A 23456-nucleotide genomic window follows, 5' to 3' on the forward strand; every position below is an offset into this window, starting at 1 on the left:
TGGAGAGAGTAACTGCAGGGGAAAGCAGACAGCGAACCGGGGAGGGTGTGAGCCCGGTGGTGAGTAAATGCAGTGAAGATCACTCCGGAGTTGCAGCTCTGAAGGGTGTACAGACAGGTAAGAGCTGACGGAAATCCCCGTTAAAAGATTCATGTATCGGCAGAGGATGCCCGTACAATGTAACAGGTGGTATAGCGAACGTCAATAAACCTTCGTCCTTTTACAAAAGGGCGATTTTTTTATGGGCTTATTTTCGTTCTTAAAGGACACTGGAAATATTTTTCAGCGTATATAAACGTCCTGCATATTTTCAGGTGTCTGATACAAATAATTTAAACAGGAGGTAAATTACTGTGTACCAGAAAGTTAATACGAACTTAAACTTTGTAGACCGTGAGAAAAAAGTAGAAGAATTCTGGAAAGAGAACCATATCTTTGAGAAAAGTATGGAGAACAGAAAAGAAGGAGAAACCTATACATTCTATGATGGACCGCCCACTGCAAACGGCAAACCGCACATCGGCCATGTACTTACCCGTGTAATCAAGGATATGATCCCGAGATACCGTACAATGAAGGGCTACATGGTTCCGCGTAAAGCAGGATGGGATACCCATGGACTTCCGGTAGAACTGGAAGTAGAGAAGAAGCTTGGTCTGGATGGCAAAGAGCAGATCGAAGAATACGGTATGGAGCCATTCATCAAACAGTGTAAGGAAAGCGTCTGGAAATACAAAGGAATGTGGGAGGATTTCTCCTCTACTGTTGGTTTCTGGGCCGATATGGAACATCCATACGTAACTTACTATGACGATTATATTGAATCCGAATGGTGGGCATTAAAAGAAATCTGGAACAAGAAGCTTCTGTATAAAGGCTTCAAGATCGTTCCTTACTGTCCAAGATGCGGTACCCCTCTTTCCGCACAGGAAGTATCCCAGGGATACAAAACTGTAAAAGAGCGCTCCGCAGTTGTAAGATTCAAGGTTGTTGGTGAAGATGCATACTTCCTTGCATGGACAACAACACCATGGACACTTCCGTCCAACGTTGCACTCTGCGTAAACCCGGATGAGACTTACTGCAAAGTAAAGGCAGCAGACGGATATACCTATTATATGGCAGAAGCACTCCTTGACAAAGTCCTTGGCAAGCTTGCAAAAGAAGAAGGCGAGAAAGCATATGAAGTTCTGGAAACCTACAAAGGAACAGACCTGGAATACAAAGCATACGAACCGCTTTTCGCATGTGCAGGAGAGGCAGCAGCAAAACAGAAAAAGAAAGCTCATTTCGTAACCTGTGATAACTACGTTACTATGAGTGATGGTACAGGTATCGTTCACATCGCACCTGCATTCGGTGAAGACGACAGCAGAATCGGACGTAACTATGAACTGCCATTCGTACAGTTTGTAGACGGACAGGGTAACCTGACAAAAGAGACACCATACGCAGGCGTTTTCGTAAAGAAAGCAGATCCTATGGTCCTCACAGATCTGGACAAAGAAGGCAAGCTCTTCGATGCTCCGAAATTCGAGCATGATTATCCACACTGCTGGAGATGTGACACACCACTGATCTACTATGCAAGAGAATCCTGGTTCATCAAGATGACAGCAGTTAAGGATGACCTGATCAGAAATAACAATACAATCAACTGGATCCCTGAGAGCATCGGTAAAGGACGTTTCGGCGACTGGCTTGAAAACGTTCAGGACTGGGGTATCAGCCGTAACCGTTACTGGGGAACACCACTGAACATCTGGCAGTGTGAATGCGGACATATGCATTCCATCGGAAGCCGTCAGGAGTTATTCGAGATGAGCGGTGATGAGAGAGCCAAGACAGTAGAGCTTCACCGCCCATATATCGATGAGATCACACTGAAGTGTCCGGAGTGCGGTGGAGAAATGCATCGTGTACCGGAGGTTATTGACTGCTGGTTCGACTCAGGAGCAATGCCTTTCGCACAGCATCATTATCCATTTGAAAACAAAGAATTATTTGAGCAGCAGTTCCCTGCAAACTTTATCTCCGAGGCAGTAGACCAGACCCGTGGATGGTTCTACTCACTCCTTGCAGAATCCACACTGCTCTTCAACAAAGCACCATACAAGAACGTAATCGTTCTGGGACATGTTCAGGATGAGAACGGACAGAAGATGAGTAAGTCCAAAGGAAATGCAGTTGATCCATTCGATGCACTGAACAAATACGGCGCAGATGCCATCAGATGGTACTTCTACATCAACAGTGCTCCATGGCTTCCGAACCGTTTCCATGGCAAGGCAGTTGTGGAAGGACAGCGTAAATTCATGAGCACACTGTGGAATACTTACGCATTCTTCGTATTATATGCAGACATCGACAACTTCGACCCGACCAAATATGAACTGAACTATGATCAGCTTCCTGTTATGGACAAATGGCTCCTCAGCAGATTAAATACAACTGTTCAGGCAGTTGACAATGACCTGGCTAACTACAAGATCCCGGAAGCAGCAAGAGCACTTCAGGAATTCGTAGATGAGATGAGTAACTGGTATGTAAGAAGAAGCCGCGAACGTTTCTGGGCAAAGGGAATGGAGCAGGATAAGATCAATGCTTACATGACTCTGTACCATGCACTGGTAACCATTGCCAAGACAGCAGCTCCGATGATCCCGTTCATGACAGAAGACATCTATCAGAATCTGGTAAGAAGCGTGGACAAAGATGCTCCTGAGAGTATCCATCTCTGCGACTTCCCAACTGTAAACGAAGCATGGATCGACAAAGATCTGGAAGCAGACATGAAAGAGCTTCTGGAGATCGTAGTTCTGGGACGTGCCTGCAGAAATACAGCAAACATCAAGAACCGTCAGCCGATCGGAACCATGTATGTAAAAGCTGAGAAGAAAATGAGTGAATTCTACACTGACATTATCGCAGATGAACTGAATGTCAAAGAAGTGAAATTCGCAGATGATGTAGAATCTTTTATCTCCTACAGCTTCAAACCACAGCTTCGTACAGTAGGACCGAAATACGGTAAACTCCTTGGAGGAATCAGACAGGCTCTCACAGACATCAATGGAACAGCAGCAATGAACGAACTGAGAACCAACGGTGTCCTGAAACTGGATATCAACGGAAACGATGTAGAGCTTACAGAAGAAGACCTTCTTATTGAAACAGCACAGACAGAAGGCTATGTATCCGAATCTGACGGTGAAACATCCGTAGTCCTGGATACAAACCTGACACCTGAACTGATCGAAGAAGGATATGTACGTGAGATCATCAGCAAGATCCAGACCATGCGTAAGGAAGCCGGCTTCGAAGTTATGGACAAGATCGTAGTATACGCTCACGGAAACGACAAGATCCAGGATGTCATGAAAGCACACGAAGATGAGATCAAGTCAGAAGTACTTGCAGACGAAATGGTACTTGGCGAGACCGATGGTTATGTGAAAGAGTGGAACATCAACAAAGAAGCAGTAACTATGGGTGTTAAGAAACTGTAATTGACAACATTCGGTCAATTACTGACAAGGTACTGATAAGTTACAGGTATTTCACAGGAAATATACTACTTTCGCAATGCACGATAACAAAAAAATGTTATAAAATTCGGCAATTATACACATGACAGACTGTCGAAAAAAGAGTATCATTATCTTTGACAGTCTGATTTCAGAGAGGAAATTGGAGGCAGAGATTCTTTGCCCCCAATTTCTCTGATATGAGAAAACAGAAGAGTTGACGGAATGAAGAGGTTCACCAGCAATATCCGCAAGGTGTATTGCTGAGAATAAAGTGAACAGTGAAACCATTACGGGAGGTATGAAATGACAAACGAAATGTTCAAGAAAGAGGCATTCAAGAAAAGCGTAAAAGACAACGTAAAATTCCTCTATCGAAAAACAATTGAAGAAGCTACACAGGAGCAGATTTTCCAGGCAGTAAGCTACACAGTTAAGGATGTTATCATTGATAACTGGCTTGCAACACAGAAAGCTTACGACGAACAGGATCCGAAGATCGTATACTATATGTCCATGGAATTCCTGATGGGACGTGCTCTCGGAAACAACCTGATCAACCTTTGCGCTTACGGTGAAGTAAAAGAAGCTCTCGAAGAGCTGGGATTTGACCTTAACTGTATCGAAGACCAGGAGCCGGATCCGGCACTTGGAAACGGTGGTCTGGGAAGACTGGCTGCATGCTTCCTTGATTCTCTCGCAACTTTAAATTACGCAGCATATGGCTGCGGAATCCGTTACCACTACGGAATGTTCAAACAGAAAATCCAGAACGGTTATCAGATCGAGGTACCGGATAACTGGTTAAAGAACGGCTATCCATTCGAACTGCGTCGTCCGGAATATGCCAAAGAAGTACACTTCGGCGGATATGTAAGAGTAGAGTACGATCCTAAAAAGGGCGGAAACAAATTTATCCATGAAGGATATCAGGCAGTAAAAGCCATTCCTTATGATATGCCGATCACAGGATATGACAATGATGTAGTAAACACACTTCGTATCTGGGATGCAGAGCCGATCGTAGACTTCGAGCTTGATTCCTTTGACAAGGGTGATTACAAGAAAGCAGTAGAGCAGGAGAACCTTGCCCGCAATATCGTAGAAGTCCTTTACCCGAACGACAACCACTATGCAGGTAAAGAGCTGAGACTGAAACAGCAGTACTTCTTTGTATCTGCAAGCCTCCAGGCAGCAATTGCCAAATACAAAAAGAAACATGACGATATCCATAAATTATATGAAAAAGTAACCTTCCAGATGAACGATACTCATCCGACTGTAGCAGTAGCAGAGTTAATGCGTATCCTCATGGATGAAGAAGGACTTGGATGGGATGAAGCATGGGAAGTAACAAGAAAATCTGTTGCTTACACAAACCATACTATCATGTCCGAAGCACTTGAGAAATGGCCGATCGAGCTCTTCTCCAGACTGCTTCCGCGTGTATACCAGATCATCGAAGAGATCAACCGTCGTTTCATCCTTGAGATCCAGGCAAAATATCCGGGAAATTATGAGAAGATCAAAAAGATGGCTATCATCTATGACGGACAGGTTAAGATGGCTCACCTTGCAATCGCAGCAGGCTACTCTGTAAACGGTGTTGCACGCCTTCATACAGAGATCCTGAAGAATCAGGAATTAAAAGACTTCTATGAAATGATGCCTGAGAAATTCAACAACAAGACAAACGGTATCACTCAGAGACGTTTCCTGCTCCATGCAAATCCACTCCTTGCAGACTGGATCACAGAGCACATCGGACCGGACTGGATCACAGACCTTCCGCAGTTAAAGAAACTTGCAGTTTACGCAGATGATGAAAAGGCACTCCAGGAATTCATGAACATTAAGTTCAAGAACAAAGAGCGTCTGGCTAAATACATCCTTGAGCACAATGGCGTAGAAGTAGACCCGCACTCCATCTTCGATGTACAGGTTAAGAGACTTCACGAGTACAAACGTCAGCTCCTGAACATCCTGCATGTTATCTATCTGTACAACCAGATCAAGATGCATCCGGAAATGGAATTCTATCCAAGAACATTCATCTTCGGTGCAAAAGCATCCGCAGGTTACGCAACAGCCAAGAAGATCATCAAACTCATCAACTCAGTAGCAGACGTAGTAAACAACGACGCTTCCATCAATGGCAAGATCAAAGTTGTATTCATCGAAAACTACAGAGTATCCAACGCTGAGTGGATCTTCGCAGCAGCAGACGTTTCCGAGCAGATCTCCACAGCAAGTAAAGAGGCATCCGGTACAGGTAACATGAAGTTCATGCTCAACGGTGCTCCTACACTTGGAACAATGGACGGTGCTAACGTAGAGATCGTAGAAGAAGTTGGCGCAGAAAACGCATTCATCTTCGGTTTAAGCTCCGACGAAGTAATCAACTACGAAAACAACGGCGGATACGATCCAAACGTAATCTACAATACAGATGAAGAAATCCGTCAGGTACTGATGCAGCTCATCAACGGAACCTTCTCCAATGATACAGAACTCTTCCGTGACCTGTACGATTCACTTCTCAACACAAAGAACACAGACAGAGCAGACCGCTACTTCATCCTCGCAGACTTCCGTTCCTATGCAGACGCACAGAAGCGAGTAGAAGCAGCATACAGAGATGAAAAAGGCTGGGCGAAGAAAGCACTCCTCAACACAGCATGCAGCGGTAAATTCACATCCGACAGAACTATCCAGGAATATGTAGATGATATCTGGCATCTGGATAAGGTTATTGTCAGAAAGAAATAATATGTTTGCTTTAACACCTTAAAGCAGATGGTAGAGAAACAGCAGAGAATGATAAAAAAGTTCTCTGCTGTTTTTGTGATGCTGGAAACAGGAAGATATTTTTGATAAAATAAGAAAAGATAATCAGTTTTGACAGAATGGAGGAATACAAGATGCTGAAAATATTTTTTGGGGACAATCCGGGAGACAATTATATTTTTAATCCTGATGTGTTCTTCAATAACACATATGAAGATGAGTGGATCACATCAGAAACTTCCAGAAAAATGATTAAAGATATAGATGGATCAGAGGTAAAAGGTCCATGCATGATCGACAGCCCATTTCTCGGCCCGATTCCACCGGAACGCCTTTCAGGAGGAGTAAAAACCCTGATATTGATGCAAAATGATTCAGATCATATATTTAACGCATCTGCCTGCGGAAACAACTGTGCACAATGGATTTTAAAACTGGCAGAACAAAAAGACATTACAATTCGCCTGGGCTATATCATGGACTTTGGAAAACAGCCATTTGATATCTATATTGTAAACACAGGAAAAACGGTTCACTCCATGCTTGAACTGGATGACGAAATCATTGTAAACCGATTATTGAGAGGATGATAAAATATGACAGGAAAGTATGATATTGAAATATACAACAAACGAGTTCATTATCATCTTACAGTAAAGAGAAATATCACTGTCATTCAGGGAGATTCTGCAACAGGAAAAACAGAACTCCTTCGAATGATTTCTGATTATGAGAACAATGGCATATCATCAGGAATTACCAAAATATGTGAAAAACGATGTGTAGTAATAGAAAACGCTTCATGGAAAGAAAGACTTGCCACACTGCAGCAATGCATTATATTTATTGATGAAGGAGCACCATTTTTACGCAGTAAAGAATTTACCAGAATGGTAAAAGGCAGCGACAATTACTTCGTTTTGGTCACAAGGGACAGTCTGGAACATTTACCATATAGTATCGAAGAAATTTACGGCATGAGACAAGAGCGAGACAGTCAGAAATATCAAAACGCTAAAAGAATATATAATGAAACTTATCAGTTATATAATTTGCAGGCAAAAGAGGATATCCAACCAGATCTGGTAATAACAGAAGACTCTAATTCAGGATATGAATTCTATCATAAATTATTCGGAGAAGCATGTTGCTCAGCAGGAGGAAAAAGCAACATACTTTCATATCTGCAGAAAAGCAGGGAAAAAGAAATCCTTGCGATTGTAGACGGAGCCGCATTCGGTCCGGAAATGCAGCATGTAATGCAATATATGAGAGATACCAGAAATAAAATCGTATTATACGCACCGGAATCATTTGAGTATTTGTTGTTAAGAGCAAATATTATAGATAAAACTTCTGAAGTAACAGAAAAGACTTATGAACTGGCAGACAGCAGACAATATTTCAGTTGGGAAGAATTTTACACTGCTTATTTGATAGAACAAACAAGAAATACAATATATGAATATAGCAAGAAAAAGCTCAAAGATACATATCTGACCTCGGGAAATTTCCGAAAGATTGTAAGCCAGCTTCCAGAACAGATCAGGACTAACTGTTAGAATCGGTAAAAAAGAGAATACTACATCATCTTGTGATAAACAGGAAAAACTCACTACATTTGTAACAAGTTATAGATTTTAAACCCGAAAAATCAAGGAAAATAAATGCTTTTGAAGTGTATGAAATTTAAAAAAATCGTAAAATTCTTGAGCATTACCCTTGACAAAAAGTGGTGAAAGCACTATTATTAACCATAACAGACAGATTATGTCTAGGAATCTTTACCCAAAAAGAAATAGTTATATTAAGGAAAGGGGAACTATAATCATGACAAAGATTAAGAATACGAAGAAAGGCATGGCTAAGAAAACCTTAAGTATGTCTCTCGTCGTTGCAATGCTGGCAACCTCTAACGTGCCGGTTTGGGCTGCTGAATTTAGTGACGGAACAGATGCAGCATTTACATCTGAAGCAGATGCTCCGGTTGTTGAAGGCAATACAGCAGATGCTCCAGAGGCACAGTCTACAGGTGATGTTTGGACTGTAAAATTAGACAAAGAACTTCCAACCTCTGTTGCATGGGGAAATTCAGATAGTGTAACAGGTAATATTAAACAGACTGGTGTAGAAAATACATCTGTAACAAGTCTGAAATATACATGGAAAAATATAGCTACAGGTTTAGCAACAGATGCTGGAAACGCCGTTAAAGTAGACGCAAATGGAAAATTTACAATTGCTCTGCCATCAGCTAAAGATTGTGTAGGAAATTCTTATACATTATTTATGTGGGATAACAATGGAGACTGGACATATACTTCTTCTGCAGTTGCTGTAGTTGCCAAAAACATCAAAGATGCCGGAGCAACTGTTACACTTAAAACAGGTGCTAAAACAGAATATACCGGAAAAGAAGTAAAAGCTGATGTAGATGTAAAAATGCCGGCAGACTTTGAAACTACTGGAAAATACAGTGTTGACTATACAGGAACTCCAGACCTGGTTAACAAAGGTTCTAAAGTCACAGTAACCGTTACAGTAACTAATTCAAAATTATATACCGGAACTGTTACAACAGAGTACACAATCGGACAGAAGGCAGCAACAGCTGGAGACTTTAAATTAAGCTATATCAATAATTCTTTTGAATATACAGGTTCCAATGTTGCACCGAAAGCCGCTGATATCCGTGTTCAGGACATTAATGGAAAAACAATTGACGGTGCTGTAAAAACAGTAACTCCGATTACCGCTTCTAAAGAAGTGGGTTCATATGAAGCAAATGCTGAAATTGATATGAGCAAATTCGAGAATTACAGTGGAACATTAACAACTAAGGTTGAAGGAAAATATAATGTTGTTGCCCGTGATCTCAGCAAATGCACCGTAACGGTTAAAGCTAAACCTGCATCCACAAATAACAAAGCTGTTACTTTAACAGCAAGCGATTTAACAATCAAAGATGCCAAGGGGAATATTTTGCCTTTAACAGATAATGATGTTACAGTTACCGTTCCTGCAAATGCAATTGCATCTGGAACATATACAGTAACAATCGGACCTAAATCCGGAACTAAGAATGTAACAGGTTCTACAACTGCGACTCTTACATTATATGCATCTGATATTTCAGACGCAATTGAACTGGATGCTACAGCAAAGACTGAATTAGCTAAAGCTGCTTATTATACAGGTTCTCAGATTACTAAAGATACAACTAAATTTAACGGACATATTTACAAAAAAGGAACAACTCAGTACCTTGACCAGAATCAGTATACCGTAGAATTTGGTACAAACGTAAATGCCGGAACAAACGCAGGTATTGTTCGTATTGTTGGTAAAAACACATATGCCGGATCTGTTAAAGAGTATACATTTGACATTACACCTGCAACAATCAAGAAGAAAGAAGCGACAGATGTAGAATACAAAGAGGGTGCAACATATAAAGACTACGCTCCAACTGTAACTATTACAGCAGAAAACGGAGATAAAAAGACCTGGACATTAAAAGAAGGTACAGACTATACCGTTACTTATGCTATTAAGAAAGATGCTTCCGGAAAAGCAGAAAATAAGTTAGGCAATACTGTTGTTTCAACAATTAAGTACAGCAAAGATGCCCAGAATAACTATGGTGTTGGTGAAACGGATACTGTTGAAAGCACTATTGTAGGTAAAACTTTAACATCTGCTAACATTAAGATGGATAAAACATCTTATGATTACACAGGAAAAGCAATTGTACCTGAATACAAAGTATATGACGGTGACAAACTTCTTAAAGAGGGAACTGATTACGAAGTAAAGAACACAATTGGTGGCAAAGAGGTTGGAGAAGCAACATTAGTAATCGTTGGTAAAGGAAATTACAATAATAAAGTTGAGGCTACTACTAAATTCAATGTTGTTCCTGTAAGTGCTGATAAGGTAACTGTTACATATAAAAATGCTGAATATACAGGTGAATCTATCCAGCCTAAGTTAAATGATATTGATGTTAAATTAGGTGATGTTGATGTTAAATCTCAGTTCCAGATTACAGGATACGGTGAAAATATCAACGCTGGTAAAGAGGCAGGAAGTCTTGTATTAACACCTGTAAAAGATAACAAGAACTTTACATCCGGAACAACAAAAAATGCAACATTTGATATTGCGCAGGCAACATTAGCTGGTACTATTAGAGTTTACAATGCAAATGGTATTGAATTAACTGGTACTCAGAAGTTCACATACGATGGAAAAGAGAAAACATTTGCTAAAGTTGTATTTACGCCAAATGTTGTTGGAAATAAGAAAGTAACAAGTGCTGATTATGAGATCCAGTATGTAAACAATACAACTGGTGCAGGTGGAGCAAAAGTTATCGTTATAGCTAAGGGAAATTATAAAGCTGATGGTACTGTGAAAGATCTTTCAACTGGTAAAGAAGTTGAGGTAAAAAATGTTGCCGCTGTTAAAGACTTTACAATTGAATCCAAACTGTACTTCACAGAAAAAGAAGTTACTGTAACAGATGCAGAATATGCAGGACCAAACATGGTTGCTGAACCTACTATTGTAGTTCGTGATGGTGATAAGGTATTAGTTAAAGATAAAGATTATACTGTAGAACTGAGTCAGGTAAAAGCTGGTACTGCTCCAAGTGCAACAAATTATGCATGGACTGTAAAAGGAAAAGGTGTTTATGCAGGCAGTAAAGATGTAAGAGGAGCATGGAAGATTGTTAAGAAAAATGTAGCAAATCTTGACATCAAAGTTGATCTTGATGCTAAGGGCGAAGCTGTTCTTACTGTAATGAATGGTAACCTTAAAGTTGATAACAAAGATTTTACAGTTACATTAAGTGATGACAAGAAGACAGCAACTGTAGCAGCAACAGCTGGAAACCAGTACTATGTTGGTTCAAAAGATGTTACCGTAGGTGGTGAAGTTGTTAAAGTTGGAACTCCAATCATCAGCAGTGTAAAAGTCGCTGGCAACAAAGCAACTGCAATCCTTTCAGGAGAAGCTGATGGTGCTGTTGGTTACGACTATGTAATCTCTACAGACCGTGACTGCATCAACAACAAGAAATACGATTCCATCAGCAAGAATCAGGTACAGACTTCTACTACATTCAAATATGTACAGCAGGGAACATACTATGCATACTGCCATGCTTGGAAACGTGACGCAAACGGTAAGAAAGTATTCAGCGACTGGTCTAATGCATATCCATTCGTTGTATCCGCAATCACACCGGACGCTCCTGTTATCACAAACGTTAAAGTAAGCGGATCTACTATCAAAGTAACATACAAAGCAGCTGCAAACGCAACTGGTTACGATGTAGTACTGGGAACTGGCTCCAAGAAAGAAAACGGTGAGACACGTCCATACCACTATGGCAATCACAAGAAACTGAACCTCAAAGAAGGTACAGTAACAGCAACATTCAAGAAAGTACCAAAGGGAACATGGGTAGTTGGAATGCATGCATTCAACAGAACATCCGAAGACGGAAAGAAAGTCTTCAGCCCATGGTCAAACCTGAAAAAAGCTACTGTTAAATAATCCATTTGGGTAATTAATACAGATTCCTAAAAAGAAAGCTCCGGTCATTGCGACCGGAGTCTTTCTTTTTAGGAACTTTTTCCCACATCCCCAGATAATCTTATGATATAATCAACATACAGAACCATCACTTAAAATATCTCTATATGAAAGGAAATCATGTATGAAGAAAAGAAAATCATGTTTTATCTGGCTCTTGTGTATTCTTCTCCTGGTCACAGCTTTACCTGCTGTAGATTTTACAGATGTCCAGGCAGTATCTGTCAGCAGTACTTTCACCGGATGGAAAACCTACGGTGGAAAAAAATACTATTATAAGAATGGCAAAAAGCTGACAGACCTGCACAAAATCGGAAAGTATTATTACTGTTTTGCTGCAGACGGTACTATGCTTACAGGGTGGCATCGTATTCATAACCGTTTCAGGTATTTTGGCAAACAGACCGGAAGAATGCGTATCAATCAGACTGTAAATGGACGAAAGATCAACAGTAAAGGTGTCTGGACTCCTGTTGTTGTACTGGATCCGGGGCATTCTGCTGTCGTTGCCGGTGGTTATGAACCTCTTGGTCCTGGTTCCAGTCAGCTGAAGGAGAAAGATACTTCCGGAACCCAGGGTGTTGCTACAGGTGTGGAGGAATATAAGCTCAATCTGAGCATTGGCCTTCAGCTAAGAACCCTTCTTCAGAAAAGAGGGTTTAAGGTAATAATGACCAGAACCAACAGTAAAGTAGCTCTCAGCTGTATTGACCGCGCAAAAGTGGCGAATAAGGCAAATGCAGATGCGTATATCCGTATCCATGCCAATGGAAGTGATAATTCCTCTATCAGTGGAGCACTGACTATCTGTACAACCAGAAACAGTCCTTATATTTCATCTATGTACAGAAAAAACAAAGCTCTTTCTGAGGCTGTGCTCAATGCATATGTGTCAGCTACAGGATGCAGAAAAGAATACGTCTGGGAAACAGACTCTATGACCGGAAATAACTGGAGTAAAGTTCCGACAACGATTATCGAAATGGGATATATGAGTAATCCTTCCGAAGACCGCCGTATGCAGCAGAGTTCTTATCAGAAAAAAATGGTACGGGGAATTGCAAATGGAATTGAGAATTACCTGATCAAATAGCCTTGCTTTTGAGTCGCAGACAGTTTATACTGGACTGAATGGGTATAAAAAATAATTTGGAGGATTTTTCAAATGAAAATTGCAGTAACATACGATAATGGAGAGATTTTTCAGCATTTTGGAAAAACAGAGTCTTTTAAAGTTTATGAAGTGGAAGACAACAAAGTAGTTTCCAGTGAAGTGATCGGTTCTAACGGTACAGGACATGGTGCACTTGCAGGTCTGCTTGCTGAGCAGGGTGTAAATGTTCTGATCTGCGGTGGTATCGGCGGTGGTGCTCAGACAGCTCTCACAGAGGCAGGAATCGAATTATGCGCCGGAGCCCAGGGAAATACTGATCAGGCAGTTGAAAGTTATTTAAAAGGCGAATTAGTGTCTTCCGGAGCTAACTGCGACCATCACCATCATGAAGAAGGTCATTCCTGTGGCAGCCATGAGGAGGGACACTCCTGTGGAGACAGCTGCGGTGGCGGATGCGGTGGATGTGGCGGATCACAGCCACAGCTTACAGGACGCAATGTAGGAAAAACCTGCCGCACACATTACAGAGGAACTTTCAATGACGGAACACAGTTTGATTCTTCTTACGACCGTGGCGAACCGCTGGAATTCATCTGCGGTGCAGGCCAGATGATCAGAGGATTTGATGCAGCTGTAGCTGACATGGAAGTTGGTCAGATCATAGACGTTCACCTTATGCCAGAAGAAGCATACGGTATGGCAGATCCAAACGCTATCTTCACTATGGAAATCGCCCAGCTCCCAGGTTCCGAAGACCTGACAGTTGGCCAGCAGGTATATCTGTCAAATCAGTTCGGTCAGCCATTCCCTGTTAAAGTGACAGCTAAAGATGAGAAAAATATCACATTTGATGCAAACCACGAAATGGCTGGAAAAGAACTTAACTTCAAGATTGAATTAGTAGAAGTGAAATAAGACAAATACTCAGGGCATCCTCCCGGCAAAGATTTTGCCGATGAGACTGCCCTGTTTTATACTTTATTTACCAAAGTGATAGTGCTTTTTGTAGTTTTATAATTTACGAGTAAAGATTTATCGTTTTTGTGGGCTTACTGTATATTCGCTTACCGTTTACTGTCTTAAAAGCTTTTACATAATAGTTATAAACCCAGTACATGCCTGTCTGGGAATCATAAGCCTTTGTGTCTTTCCAGGTTAAGACAGAGGACTTCACTGTTTTGACTGCAGAACCATTGCGGTAAATCACATATCCGGAAGCACCGGCTACTTTTGTCCAGGAAACCTCTGTACCACCGTTACTCATTTTACATGAAACCTTAGATGGAGCCGGGACAGCAGCTTTTCTTGATTTCACCGCTGAAAATTTAGAATATTTGTTTTTTCCACTTGCGTTGGTTCCATAAGCACGGACTTTAAATGAATAGGTTACTCCCGGTACTACAGCTGCATCGAAACTGAGGGATCCTGTTTTCAGAGTTTTTATCCGCTTATAAGAAGACTGTGAATCTGTTTTGCAGTAAATCTGGTATCCTTTGGCACCCGGAACCTTTTTCCAGGTTAAATGTATTTGATCTGCAGATTTCTGGGAAAGTTTCAGCACAGGTTTTGTCAGTGGTGTGTTGTTCTCAGATACCTTTACCGTCACCTGACACTGAGCCTGAAAATCTCCGGCAGAAGCAGTGATTACTGCCTGACCATAACCGTTCCCCTGAATGGTTCCATCCTCTGAGACAGACGCAACCCCAGGATTACTGCTTGTCCAGACCACATCTTTTACATCATCAGAGTTAGATGGTGTAAAGGAAGGCGTGAGTTTTTGTGTATTGCCTTCGTCAATTGTCAGATTTGTCTGGTTCAGAGCAATTCCATTAAGTGGAGTTGTCACTACGGGGATTTCATACAGGTATGTGCGGGAACTGTCATAGTTGCCGTTATCATAATTTCCGGATACCCATACAATATTACGTCCCCATAAGATCGGCTGGGAATCCGTCTGGATCGTTACATTCTTGTATAACTTGGATAATATTACGTTCCCGGAAGCATCCATAAGGAGATAATGCAGAATACTCTGGTCTGAGGTTTCCTCTGAGAAAAGGACTGCATACTGATTATTTCCTACGGGGATAAGTTTTGGTTCTGTCAGAGTTATTTCTGCTCCTGATGGTGAATACTGAGTGAGCCAGATAAATCTGGAAGCCATACTGTTCTTATCTGTGATTATCATAAAGATGTTTTTATTAAGATTCTCATATCCGGTCTGTCCATTCACAGCAAAGCCATGGGGAACAGATTTGCCTACTGTGATCAGATTATTTCCGGCCAGAGAAAATCCGGTTACCTCGCATCCGGTATAATTATCACCTGTAGCCCCCATAAAAGGAAAGATATTTACCGCACGCTCCTGAGCGATATATCCGCCGGAATATGCGGAGAAGGAGGACAGGATCAGACCTCTGTAACAAGAATCCCCATGATCCAGAAAATATACATGAGAGCCGTCATTTACAACAAACTGATTAAAGGAATGGCTGCAATAGGGCATATCTGAATTAATAAGCGTCATATCCTGAGTGTTGATGACAAAAGTGACATCACTCTGATGGTGTATTCCTTCCATTCCATACATTTCCCGTCCTGTATGGACGATCAGGGTAGAACCAGTCTGGGTCATGCGCAGGGAAGCAGCATCAAAAGGAATGTAGATTCCTTCAAACATATTTGTGTATCCGCCGCCAATGTCCGTTGCACCAAGCAGTTTCCAGGCACGGCTGTATTTGAGGATCCGGACAGCAGTTATGCTGTTGTCTTCATTCAGATTTTTCTGTCCTACTGCAACATAAAAATTCCCATCGGGTGCAGCGTAGAACCCTCCCCACAATGGAAGCGGAAGCTTTACTGTTGTTACATTGGTAACATTAAGATCGGAATTGCAGACAGCATCATATAAAGTCTGATCTTTCCAGGCAACAATGTGAAGATTTCCTGTTTCATCTGTATAGTAAGAAGTATATTCAGGACTTGCCCAGTTCCAGCTGTAAGATCCGCTGTTGATTCCCATACCCTGAAGCTGGGAGAGAACTTTTCTCCTACCAAAGGAGGATTTTGAGGAATAGGTGGAAGTACCGGATGTTATTCCCTGACCAGCATTTTCAACCAGCGTATCTCCCTCCTGGACAGAAGGCATTTCCTTTTCATCCGAAAAGAAATCATCATCTGTCTGTTCCGAAGTAAACTCATCTTCAGTGTCATTGAACTCTCCATTGTTATCAAGCTCCTCAGGAACAGAAATTACATCTTCGTTTGCCGCATTATCCGGGTCAGTAAAAATATCTGTACCATATGCAGGAGCAACATTCATTAGAGCCATAGAAGAAGCCAGTAATAAAGCTGACAATTTCTTTTTCATCTTTCAAATCCTCCTTGGAAATAATGGTGGTTTTGTGTTGGAGTTGCATTGTACCAATCAGTGGTCTGGTACATCGAAAGAAATATTCTTATATAATCAATATAGCATACAACTTCTGCAACGTCTATGACAGATTATGTTGATTTAATGTGTGAAATTGCCAGCCAGAAACTGCTCAGCGGATATAACGAAAGATTAGTGTCTTACCTCGGGAGACCCTACTCATCCTGCTATTATCCAATCCTGTTACTGAATAATCATGCAGCCTAAGGGGGGGATTTTCTCCCCTACCCAGTTACATATATCAGTTCATTATAAAATGCTTAAATTTTTGTCTTGACAACTGAACCACTATAGCTGTCAACTATATAAAAAAATACTGGTAAACAAAAAAACATCAGCAGGAGTTTTTGATCCATCTGGTCAGGGGCTCTTTATTTATATTGGGATAAAATATAATATACTACTATATCTAATATACTTGTTTTACCACTTCCATTTTTGTCGGTAAAAATCAAACGCTTTGTGTCGAAATCTTTATACTGACATAGATGTTAGAACAATGTTATAATAAAATCAGCTGAAAAGTGAATTTAAGGAGGGTATAAAATGAAAAGTCATGTTAATATTATGGACTCTGATATAGCATATGAGAATGTAATTGTTTATCATGGTTCTGATCATATTTTAAAAGAACCAATTTATCAGGGTGGAAAAACAGATAATGATTATGGAAATGGATTTTATACCACTGAATATAAAGACCGTGCAAAAAGTTGGGCTGTTTTAAATGGTGATCCGGAATACTCTTTTGTTAACCGGTATATTTTGAATACTTCTGGTCTGAAAATAATGGATCTGAACGATTATGGTATCTTAGCCTGGATCGCAGAGGTCATTGCCAACAGGGGAACAAGCCTGGAGAGTGCTGAAATCACAGGTTCGCGGATTGTAGAAATGTACCGTATTTCTACAGCAGATTTTGATATTATCAAAGGCTATCGTGCAGATGACAGTTATACACAGGTCATAGAAGCTTTTTTGCTAAATCAGATCAATATTGAAGAAATAAAGAAACTTTTCTATAAAGGTTCTCTTGGTAATCAGATATTTTTGAAATCACAAAAAGCATTTAAACAGATTGAATGGAAAGATGCATGGCAGGTATACAAAGACGAATCAGATGTAACAGCTGACTTTCACGCTCGCAGAGAAGTAAATCAATTTCTTTCTGCAAGAAACCGTGCAATTTTGCTGGAAGGATTCGAAGTTCCGGGAATTACGGTGAGAACTGCTATGGGGAAATTTTTAATTTATCATCAGGAGGGCGATTTTTATGAATAATCCGGCATATGATTCAGGTTACCTGAACAGTGCAAAACTATCTGGAAGATATTTATTTAAATTGATAGCTCGAAATTGTTCTGACTGTTTTGGTATAATCTATAAATATATGAAAAGTGATTATCGTAGATATATGGATATGGGGAATCCCCTGTATTTATGTAAAACTCCGAAACAGATTATGGGAAATATGGGAATTACTGTAGATTTAAATGCAGAAATAAGTAATACTTATGATGAATTTATTCTGGAATGGATGTCTGACTGCTATATTACTCTGCAATGGAAGTACCGGCTCTGGTCTTCTGAAATAATTGACATTGTAAAACCGGAAAAATTATATAAGCAGTATTATCCACTGCACGAAACATCTCTTACCAATGCGGTTACAAAAATATATGAGATTTATCATTTGAAAGACTTATATATGCATCATAGTGAACTACTCGGCAACTGAGTTACCAGAGCATCTGGATTGCTGTTTTTAATCCATCAAAATCCATATAATTTGTCTGGCATAAATCCCTGACTTCTTTTTCCGTAAAGCTAACATATTCTGCCAGAAGCCCCGGTTCCAGCATTGAAAATTCACGAAAGTCTGTCAATGCAGACGGTGTTCCATATTTTTTTATTGGCAGGCTTCCTGTCATATAAGAACCTGCTAGGAACTGAGATATCTGTACCCCTTTAAACAGTGCACGAAGTAACCGGATATACGATTTCTGCAATGCCTCATCTGCAGAAGCTTCGCGGAACAGAGAATGTAAATGGGAAAAACATATATAGTGATAAGAGCGTAGCCAGAAAGATAACCTTAAAATCTCCTACTGTAAAAGGTGATTATAGTTATGGCAGTGTGTATGGTCCATATCTGGATACTGCCCATCTGGCGCAGGTAAGAAGTGTTGTACAGAGCTTTAAACTGAATTATATCCGAAAAGGAATGTCAGATTATGATAAAGTCCTGACTGCTTTTAATTATCTCCGCAGCAATTGTAGATATGCATACAGGGGATGGCAGTATAATTATGCAAATACAGCCTGGGGTGCACTGGTATATGGAGAGGCACAGTGTTCCGGATATGCAAGAGCCATGAAAGCACTCTGTGATGCGAGCGGGGTAGACTGCCGTTACGTCCATGCAAATGCCAAAGCCAGTAACCCAAGCCACCAGTGGAATCAGGTAAAGGTTGGTGGTAAATGGTACATACTGGATGCTCAGTCAAACGGCTTTCTTCTCGGGACAAATACCTGGATAAAACAGGCCGGGATGTCCTGGGATACAAAAGGACTACCAACCTGTAGTAAAACAGATTATAAGAGATAAAGACTTTCTTTTCGTCTTCGGATGTTATGTTATTTATATAAAAAAATCCAGAATATAAGCCCAGAATCGTTGAATTTTCAGCATTCTGGGCTTATTTTAAGTACCAAATTTTTCTATTGTCTTATTATGTATAGCTGCCATAGGAGACGTATTCTAAGCAGTAAGGTTTGTTCCGATAGATGCTGCAATCTCTTTTAACTTATCGGCAGAAAAACCAGTATATTTTTCAATCTTATCGAGAGATTCTTTATCTTTGATCATCATTTTTGCAAGAGATAGATTTTTCTTTTCTACACCTTGCTCAATGCCTTGTTCAACAAGTGCTTTTCCCAGATTACACATATCCTGCACCTCACTTTCAAATTCTTCTGTCATGGCGATGCCAAAATCTTTCTGAAGACGTTTTTTCTTTGTCTCAGAGGATGTAGAAAGAGAGAAGAGTGTATTCAGCAGATCAAGGATCTCCAGATCACTCTCTTTATCTGCATCACCTAAATTTACGATAACAACTTCCATAAGGTCATAACTGCCAAGAGTTTCATAAGGCTTTCCCAATACTGTATCCTGTACTGTATGGTATCTGAAGATTCCATTTCTACGTTTTTTCGCCGGATCCGGGCAGATCCAAATACTGTAGACTTTCTGAAGCTTTTCATAATGTTCACCAGTAAAAATAGTTCCATACTGCTCGGAAATCATTCTTGCACAATAATAAAATCCTCTTGTAACTAATGGATACCCCGGTGTGTCATTTAACTGGATTTCCAAATTGATGATCAGCTGTACGGGTTCTTCGGTGTTCGGAATATATGCCTTAAAACGAATATCATAATACACAGTCTGGTCTTTGATAGCATTTGCTTCGGAATTAAGGCAGTCTATTTGTTCGTTTCCATCCAGTAATTTACTGCGGTCAGGATGGTCCTGATGTACTGCCCGACTGGAAATTTCGATATTTTCTTTCAGGCAGTTATCACAGATAAAATTGACACTATATTGGGAAAATTCTTTTGTACAGGATTTGAGGATCCAGGCAATGACTGCCTTATAGGTTAATAGTTTCTTGGCACATTCATCATATCTTGCACGATCTGCGGCAAAGTCTATCATTTGTGCCAGATTCGTTTGACGTATTATGGATGTCACCTCCTGTCACATATTTTGTACTTATATTTTATCAGAGCAGATATTTATTTACCAGAAAAATTTTTCGACAATCGCAGGATAAGTTTTGACAAAGAAAGACCCCAGTCAAAATGACTGGGGTTTTCTTTTTAGGAATCTGTATTATTTACCCAAATGGATTATTTAACAGTAGCTGTTTTCAGGTTGGACCATGGGCTGAAGACTTTCTTTCCGTTCTCGTCACGTTTCCAAGCGTGGCAGTATGCGTAGTAGGTTCCCTGCTGTACATATTTGAATGTAGTAGAAGTCTGAACCTGATTCTTGTTTACAGATGTGTAATCTTTGTTTGTAATGCAGTCACGATCTGTAGAGATTACATAGTCATAACCTGCAGCACCATCTGTATCACCGGAAAGGATTACAGTTGCTTTATTACCAACAACTTTAACATTGCTGATCATAGGTGTTCCTGGTTTTTCATTAGCTTCAGAACCAGCTAATGTAACTGTCTTAGAACCGATGTAGTATTTACTATCTTTTGCCGGAGTAACTGTTACTGTTCCGTCAGCATTTTCTGTAACAACATATTTTTCTGTTGGAACTTTAACATTTCCGTTCATTACAACAACAGATACAGAACCTTTAGAATTCTTAGCGGCTGTAATATCACAGTCAGCAAGATCTTTTTTATCAATTCCCCAGTTAACAGAAGATGTTGTTCCTGTATATCCATTGATACCTTCAACACTTACTGTATATTTCTTTGTTGTAGGCTCTGTATAAGCACCCACACCAACTAATTTGTAGTCCTTACCTTCTTCTAATGTAAGAGCATCTCTACCATATGATACTTTAACAACTGGTTTTACTGCCATTCCTTCAGCATAAGTACCATTAGAAACAGTTACGTTCTGATCTGACAGCTGAACTGGAGTAATTGTAAATTTCTTATAAGTAATAGCGTTTACTTTCTGACCATTTTCATCTTCGAAAACCTGATTTGTTGTATCGTTGTTGCCAGCATAGTTGCCTTTACCAACTACAGCGATATATGCTTCATGGCTGGCATTACCTGTTACATTGTGGAAGTATTTAATTTCAAAATCTTTTCCTTCTTCTAATTTAACAGTTTTATGTGTAATCGGATCAGTATAAGAATAGTTGAATGTTGCGCTTGCAAAAGTATGAGCTTTTCCATCATAGATAAATGACTGATTAGCTACATTAACTTCTTTTCCATTTGCATCCTTTGAATCTGGATAACTAATTGTAAATTGACCAAGATCAATATTTACAGTACCTAATTTAGCTGTAATCTGTGTATTGTTATTGGAATCTTTTACTGTAGGACGAATCTGATGTCCGGTATAGCTTTGATCATTTACATTTACAGTTAAAGAAGACATATCAGCTGGTGTAATCGTAAATGTAGTTGTTGTAGTAGATGTATTGTCATCATCACCTTTTCCAACAATTGTTACAGTTGCAGTACCTACATTTGTACCGTTTGCAATAGACTTAATTTCGTAATCTACATCTTTTTCGAGCTCTTTTGTTCCATCCTTTACAATCAGTTCTGGAATAATTGCTTCTCCTGTGTAAGTATAAGATGCTTTTTCTGTAGAAACAGTCCAAGCACTTGCCTGTGGTTTGCTGATTTTAGAATAACGGTATACAGCTGCAGGCTGTGTAGTAATATTATTTCCGCTTGCATCAACACCCCAGAAATTTTTATTTGTAATTGTAATCTTAGTGCATTATTTACGTATAATATTTATTATTTCACAATTATACAATTACGTTGGCTTTTGATCGGCGGAATTATATTTGATGATTATATAAATCGTTGTATTCTATATGAAACGAAAAAAGAAATCGTTGCATTTCGATTGGAACGATTTTATACTATATATTACAAATCAATATTGGGTTTCAAAGGATTGAAAATGTGGAGGAAAATGTATCATGAGGGAAAGCAGAACATTGGAATATAAGGAAAATCTGTCATCTAACACGTTTCTGAAAACGATCAGTGCCTATGCTAATTATGGCGAAGGAAAGATTATATTTGGAATCAATGATCAGGGGAACGTCATCGGCATAACAGATCCAGTGAACGGATGTCTGAATCTGGAGAATAAGATCAATGACAGTCTCAGTCCTGTGCCGGAGTTCCGTCTGGAGATACAGGAAAATACGATCGTGCTCACTGTTTATGAAGGCAGGTATAAGCCTTATCTCTATAAAGGTAAAGCTTATAAAAGAAATGATTCTTCTACAGTTGAAGTGGATCGTCTGGAATATAACCGGTTGATCCTGGAGGGCTGTAATCAGACTTTTGAGGAGATCACTTCATTCAATCAGCAGCTTACTTTTGCTAAATTGGAAACAGAATTTATCCGGGTGATGGGCATTGAGAAGATCAATAAAGATATTTTAAAAACTCTTGAACTGTATTCTGATCAGAGTGGGTTCAATAATGCAGCTGCACTTCTTGCTGATGATAATCAGTTTACGGGAATAGATATCATACGTTTTGGTGATACCATAGATGAGATCATGGACAGGGAATCACTAGAAAATATTTCCATACTTTCTCAGTTGGAAAAAACACTTCAGATGTTCCGAAAGTATTATCAGTATGAAAAAATAGAGGGAGCCGAAAGGAAATGTATTGACAAAATCCCGGAAAAAGCCTTCAGGGAAGCAATAGCCAATGCTCTGATCCATCGAATGTGGGATATCCCGGCATCTATAAAAGTCAGTATGTATGCGGACAGGATTGAGATCAGTTCTCCGGGAGGGCTTCCTGCCGGAATCAGCGAAGAGGAATACCTGAATGGTCAGATATCCATACTCAGAAATCCTATTATCGGAAATGTGTTCTTCCGGCTGAAATATATTGAGAAATTTGGAACCGGAATCATGAGGATCAATCATGCTTACAGGAACGCACTGATAAAACCATCGTATCAGTGTTTTTCTAATTCTATCAAAGTAATTCTTCCTGTTATAAGGGAAAACTATGACCTGAGCGAAGCCGAACAGATACTGGTCAGCATCCTTAAGGGAAAAGAAAAAATGTCAAGATCAGAAATTGAGAAAGCAGCAGAAATGGAAAAGAGTAAAGCAGTACGTACTCTGAACAGCCTGATTGAAAAGAAAATCCTGAAAAAAACAGGTGCAGGCAGGGGAGTCAGATACACCTTGAAATAGCAGAAAGCAATATAAGGATAAGATTCTGTTAGAATATATGGT

General features: G+C 40.0%; 15 protein-coding genes and 1 other annotated feature (1 of these 16 only partly in view). Of the genes, 11 read left to right on the top strand and 4 right to left on the bottom strand.

From position 1 onward, the window contains the following. Positions 1 to 223: a binding site (T-box leader), on the top strand; it begins 13 nt to the left of the window's first position. Between the two features lie 130 nt (positions 224 to 353). The 7 genes from ileS to ACESZG_RS12715 all read left to right on the top strand — a co-directional run bounded on the left by ileS (position 354) and on the right by ACESZG_RS12715 (position 13947). Next, positions 354 to 3509: an isoleucine--tRNA ligase gene (ileS, locus tag ACESZG_RS12685; RefSeq protein WP_373218452.1), complete on the top strand. Its 3156-nt coding sequence runs from the start codon at positions 354 to 356 to the stop codon at positions 3507 to 3509. Between the two features lie 324 nt (positions 3510 to 3833). Beyond that, positions 3834 to 6296 (top strand): glycogen/starch/alpha-glucan phosphorylase, encoded by a 2463-nt coding sequence (locus ACESZG_RS12690; RefSeq protein ID WP_368256330.1) that lies wholly within the window; start codon positions 3834 to 3836, stop codon positions 6294 to 6296. A 152-nt stretch (positions 6297 to 6448) separates the two neighbouring features. Continuing rightward, complete coding sequence (locus ACESZG_RS12695; protein WP_118569709.1) at positions 6449 to 6904, top strand: DUF4869 domain-containing protein; 456 nt, start codon at positions 6449 to 6451, stop codon at positions 6902 to 6904. A 6-nt stretch (positions 6905 to 6910) separates the two neighbouring features. After that, positions 6911 to 7876 (top strand): translation initiation factor 2, encoded by a 966-nt coding sequence (locus tag ACESZG_RS12700; RefSeq protein ID WP_118569708.1) that lies wholly within the window; start codon positions 6911 to 6913, stop codon positions 7874 to 7876. A gap of 268 nt (positions 7877 to 8144) precedes the next feature. Then, complete coding sequence (locus ACESZG_RS12705; protein WP_373218455.1) at positions 8145 to 11879, top strand: hypothetical protein; 3735 nt, start codon at positions 8145 to 8147, stop codon at positions 11877 to 11879. Positions 11880 to 12042: 163 nt separating this feature from the next. Continuing rightward, entirely contained in the window at positions 12043 to 13011 is a 969-nt protein-coding gene (locus ACESZG_RS12710) for an N-acetylmuramoyl-L-alanine amidase (protein WP_349063273.1), read from the top strand. 72 nt (positions 13012 to 13083) lie between these two features. Beyond that, complete coding sequence (locus ACESZG_RS12715; protein WP_022380208.1) at positions 13084 to 13947, top strand: NifB/NifX family molybdenum-iron cluster-binding protein; 864 nt, start codon at positions 13084 to 13086, stop codon at positions 13945 to 13947. Positions 13948 to 14050: 103 nt separating this feature from the next. Here the strand turns inward: ACESZG_RS12715 and ACESZG_RS12720 are convergent, their stop codons facing one another. Beyond that, positions 14051 to 16402: an Ig-like domain-containing protein gene (locus ACESZG_RS12720; protein WP_373218458.1), complete on the bottom strand. Its 2352-nt coding sequence runs from the start codon at positions 16400 to 16402 to the stop codon at positions 14051 to 14053. Between the two features lie 609 nt (positions 16403 to 17011). Between ACESZG_RS12720 and ACESZG_RS12725 the strand changes: the two genes are divergently transcribed. Together ACESZG_RS12725 and ACESZG_RS12730 are read left to right on the top strand one after the other, a co-directional pair. Further along, a complete protein-coding gene (locus tag ACESZG_RS12725) occupies positions 17012 to 17746 on the top strand; it encodes a DUF3990 domain-containing protein (protein WP_025581126.1) in 735 nt (244 codons plus the stop codon). Then, positions 17739 to 18203 (top strand): hypothetical protein, encoded by a 465-nt coding sequence (locus ACESZG_RS12730; RefSeq protein WP_025581125.1) that lies wholly within the window; start codon positions 17739 to 17741, stop codon positions 18201 to 18203. The genes ACESZG_RS12725 and ACESZG_RS12730 overlap by 8 nt, the downstream gene beginning before the upstream one ends. A gap of 1 nt (position 18204) precedes the next feature. Here ACESZG_RS12730 and ACESZG_RS12735 read toward each other — a convergent pair whose 3' ends face one another. Next, on the bottom strand, positions 18205 to 18396 hold the full coding sequence (locus ACESZG_RS12735) for a hypothetical protein (protein WP_025581124.1): 192 nt from the start codon (positions 18394 to 18396) through the stop codon (positions 18205 to 18207). Positions 18397 to 18440: 44 nt separating this feature from the next. Here ACESZG_RS12735 and ACESZG_RS12740 point away from each other — a divergent pair, with 44 nt between their 5' ends. Continuing rightward, positions 18441 to 19073: a transglutaminase domain-containing protein gene (locus ACESZG_RS12740; protein ID WP_025581123.1), complete on the top strand. Its 633-nt coding sequence runs from the start codon at positions 18441 to 18443 to the stop codon at positions 19071 to 19073. 153 nt (positions 19074 to 19226) lie between these two features. Here ACESZG_RS12740 and ACESZG_RS12745 read toward each other — a convergent pair whose 3' ends face one another. Beyond that, the gene (locus ACESZG_RS12745; RefSeq protein ID WP_055058971.1) at positions 19227 to 20183 is read right to left on the bottom strand and encodes a PD-(D/E)XK nuclease family transposase; all 957 of its coding nucleotides are present in this window, start codon (positions 20181 to 20183) and stop codon (positions 19227 to 19229) included. 194 nt (positions 20184 to 20377) lie between these two features. Next, positions 20378 to 21604: a hypothetical protein gene (locus ACESZG_RS12750; protein ID WP_025581291.1), complete on the bottom strand. Its 1227-nt coding sequence runs from the start codon at positions 21602 to 21604 to the stop codon at positions 20378 to 20380. A 559-nt stretch (positions 21605 to 22163) separates the two neighbouring features. Between ACESZG_RS12750 and ACESZG_RS12755 the strand changes: the two genes are divergently transcribed. Further along, entirely contained in the window at positions 22164 to 23414 is a 1251-nt protein-coding gene (locus ACESZG_RS12755) for an ATP-binding protein (protein WP_025581292.1), read from the top strand. The last annotated feature ends 42 nt before the right edge of the window (positions 23415 to 23456 follow it).

The organism is Blautia sp. Marseille-P2398 (assembly GCF_964240315.1).
GTDB classification, from domain to species: domain Bacteria; phylum Bacillota; class Clostridia; order Lachnospirales; family Lachnospiraceae; genus Blautia_A; species Blautia_A wexlerae.

Excerpts from the sequence above, each read along its gene's own strand:
- ACESZG_RS12730 (WP_025581125.1), top strand. The coding sequence starts at position 17,739 with ATGAATAATCCGGCATATGATTCAGGTTACCTGAACAGTGCAAAACTA.
- ACESZG_RS12745 (WP_055058971.1), bottom strand. The coding sequence starts at position 20,183 with ATGATAGACTTTGCCGCAGATCGTGCAAGATATGATGAATGTGCCAAG.
- ACESZG_RS12735 (WP_025581124.1), bottom strand. The coding sequence starts at position 18,396 with ATGACAGGAAGCCTGCCAATAAAAAAATATGGAACACCGTCTGCATTG.
- ACESZG_RS12700 (WP_118569708.1), top strand. The coding sequence starts at position 6,911 with ATGACAGGAAAGTATGATATTGAAATATACAACAAACGAGTTCATTAT.
- ACESZG_RS12705 (WP_373218455.1), top strand. The coding sequence starts at position 8,145 with ATGACAAAGATTAAGAATACGAAGAAAGGCATGGCTAAGAAAACCTTA.
- ACESZG_RS12690 (WP_368256330.1), top strand. The coding sequence starts at position 3,834 with ATGACAAACGAAATGTTCAAGAAAGAGGCATTCAAGAAAAGCGTAAAA.
- ACESZG_RS12720 (WP_373218458.1), bottom strand. The coding sequence starts at position 16,402 with ATGAAAAAGAAATTGTCAGCTTTATTACTGGCTTCTTCTATGGCTCTA.
- ACESZG_RS12725 (WP_025581126.1), top strand. The coding sequence starts at position 17,012 with ATGAAAAGTCATGTTAATATTATGGACTCTGATATAGCATATGAGAAT.
- ACESZG_RS12695 (WP_118569709.1), top strand. The coding sequence starts at position 6,449 with ATGCTGAAAATATTTTTTGGGGACAATCCGGGAGACAATTATATTTTT.
- ACESZG_RS12755 (WP_025581292.1), top strand. The coding sequence starts at position 22,164 with ATGAGGGAAAGCAGAACATTGGAATATAAGGAAAATCTGTCATCTAAC.
- ACESZG_RS12710 (WP_349063273.1), top strand. The coding sequence starts at position 12,043 with ATGAAGAAAAGAAAATCATGTTTTATCTGGCTCTTGTGTATTCTTCTC.
- ACESZG_RS12750 (WP_025581291.1), bottom strand. The coding sequence starts at position 21,604 with ATGTCTTCTTTAACTGTAAATGTAAATGATCAAAGCTATACCGGACAT.
- ACESZG_RS12715 (WP_022380208.1), top strand. The coding sequence starts at position 13,084 with ATGAAAATTGCAGTAACATACGATAATGGAGAGATTTTTCAGCATTTT.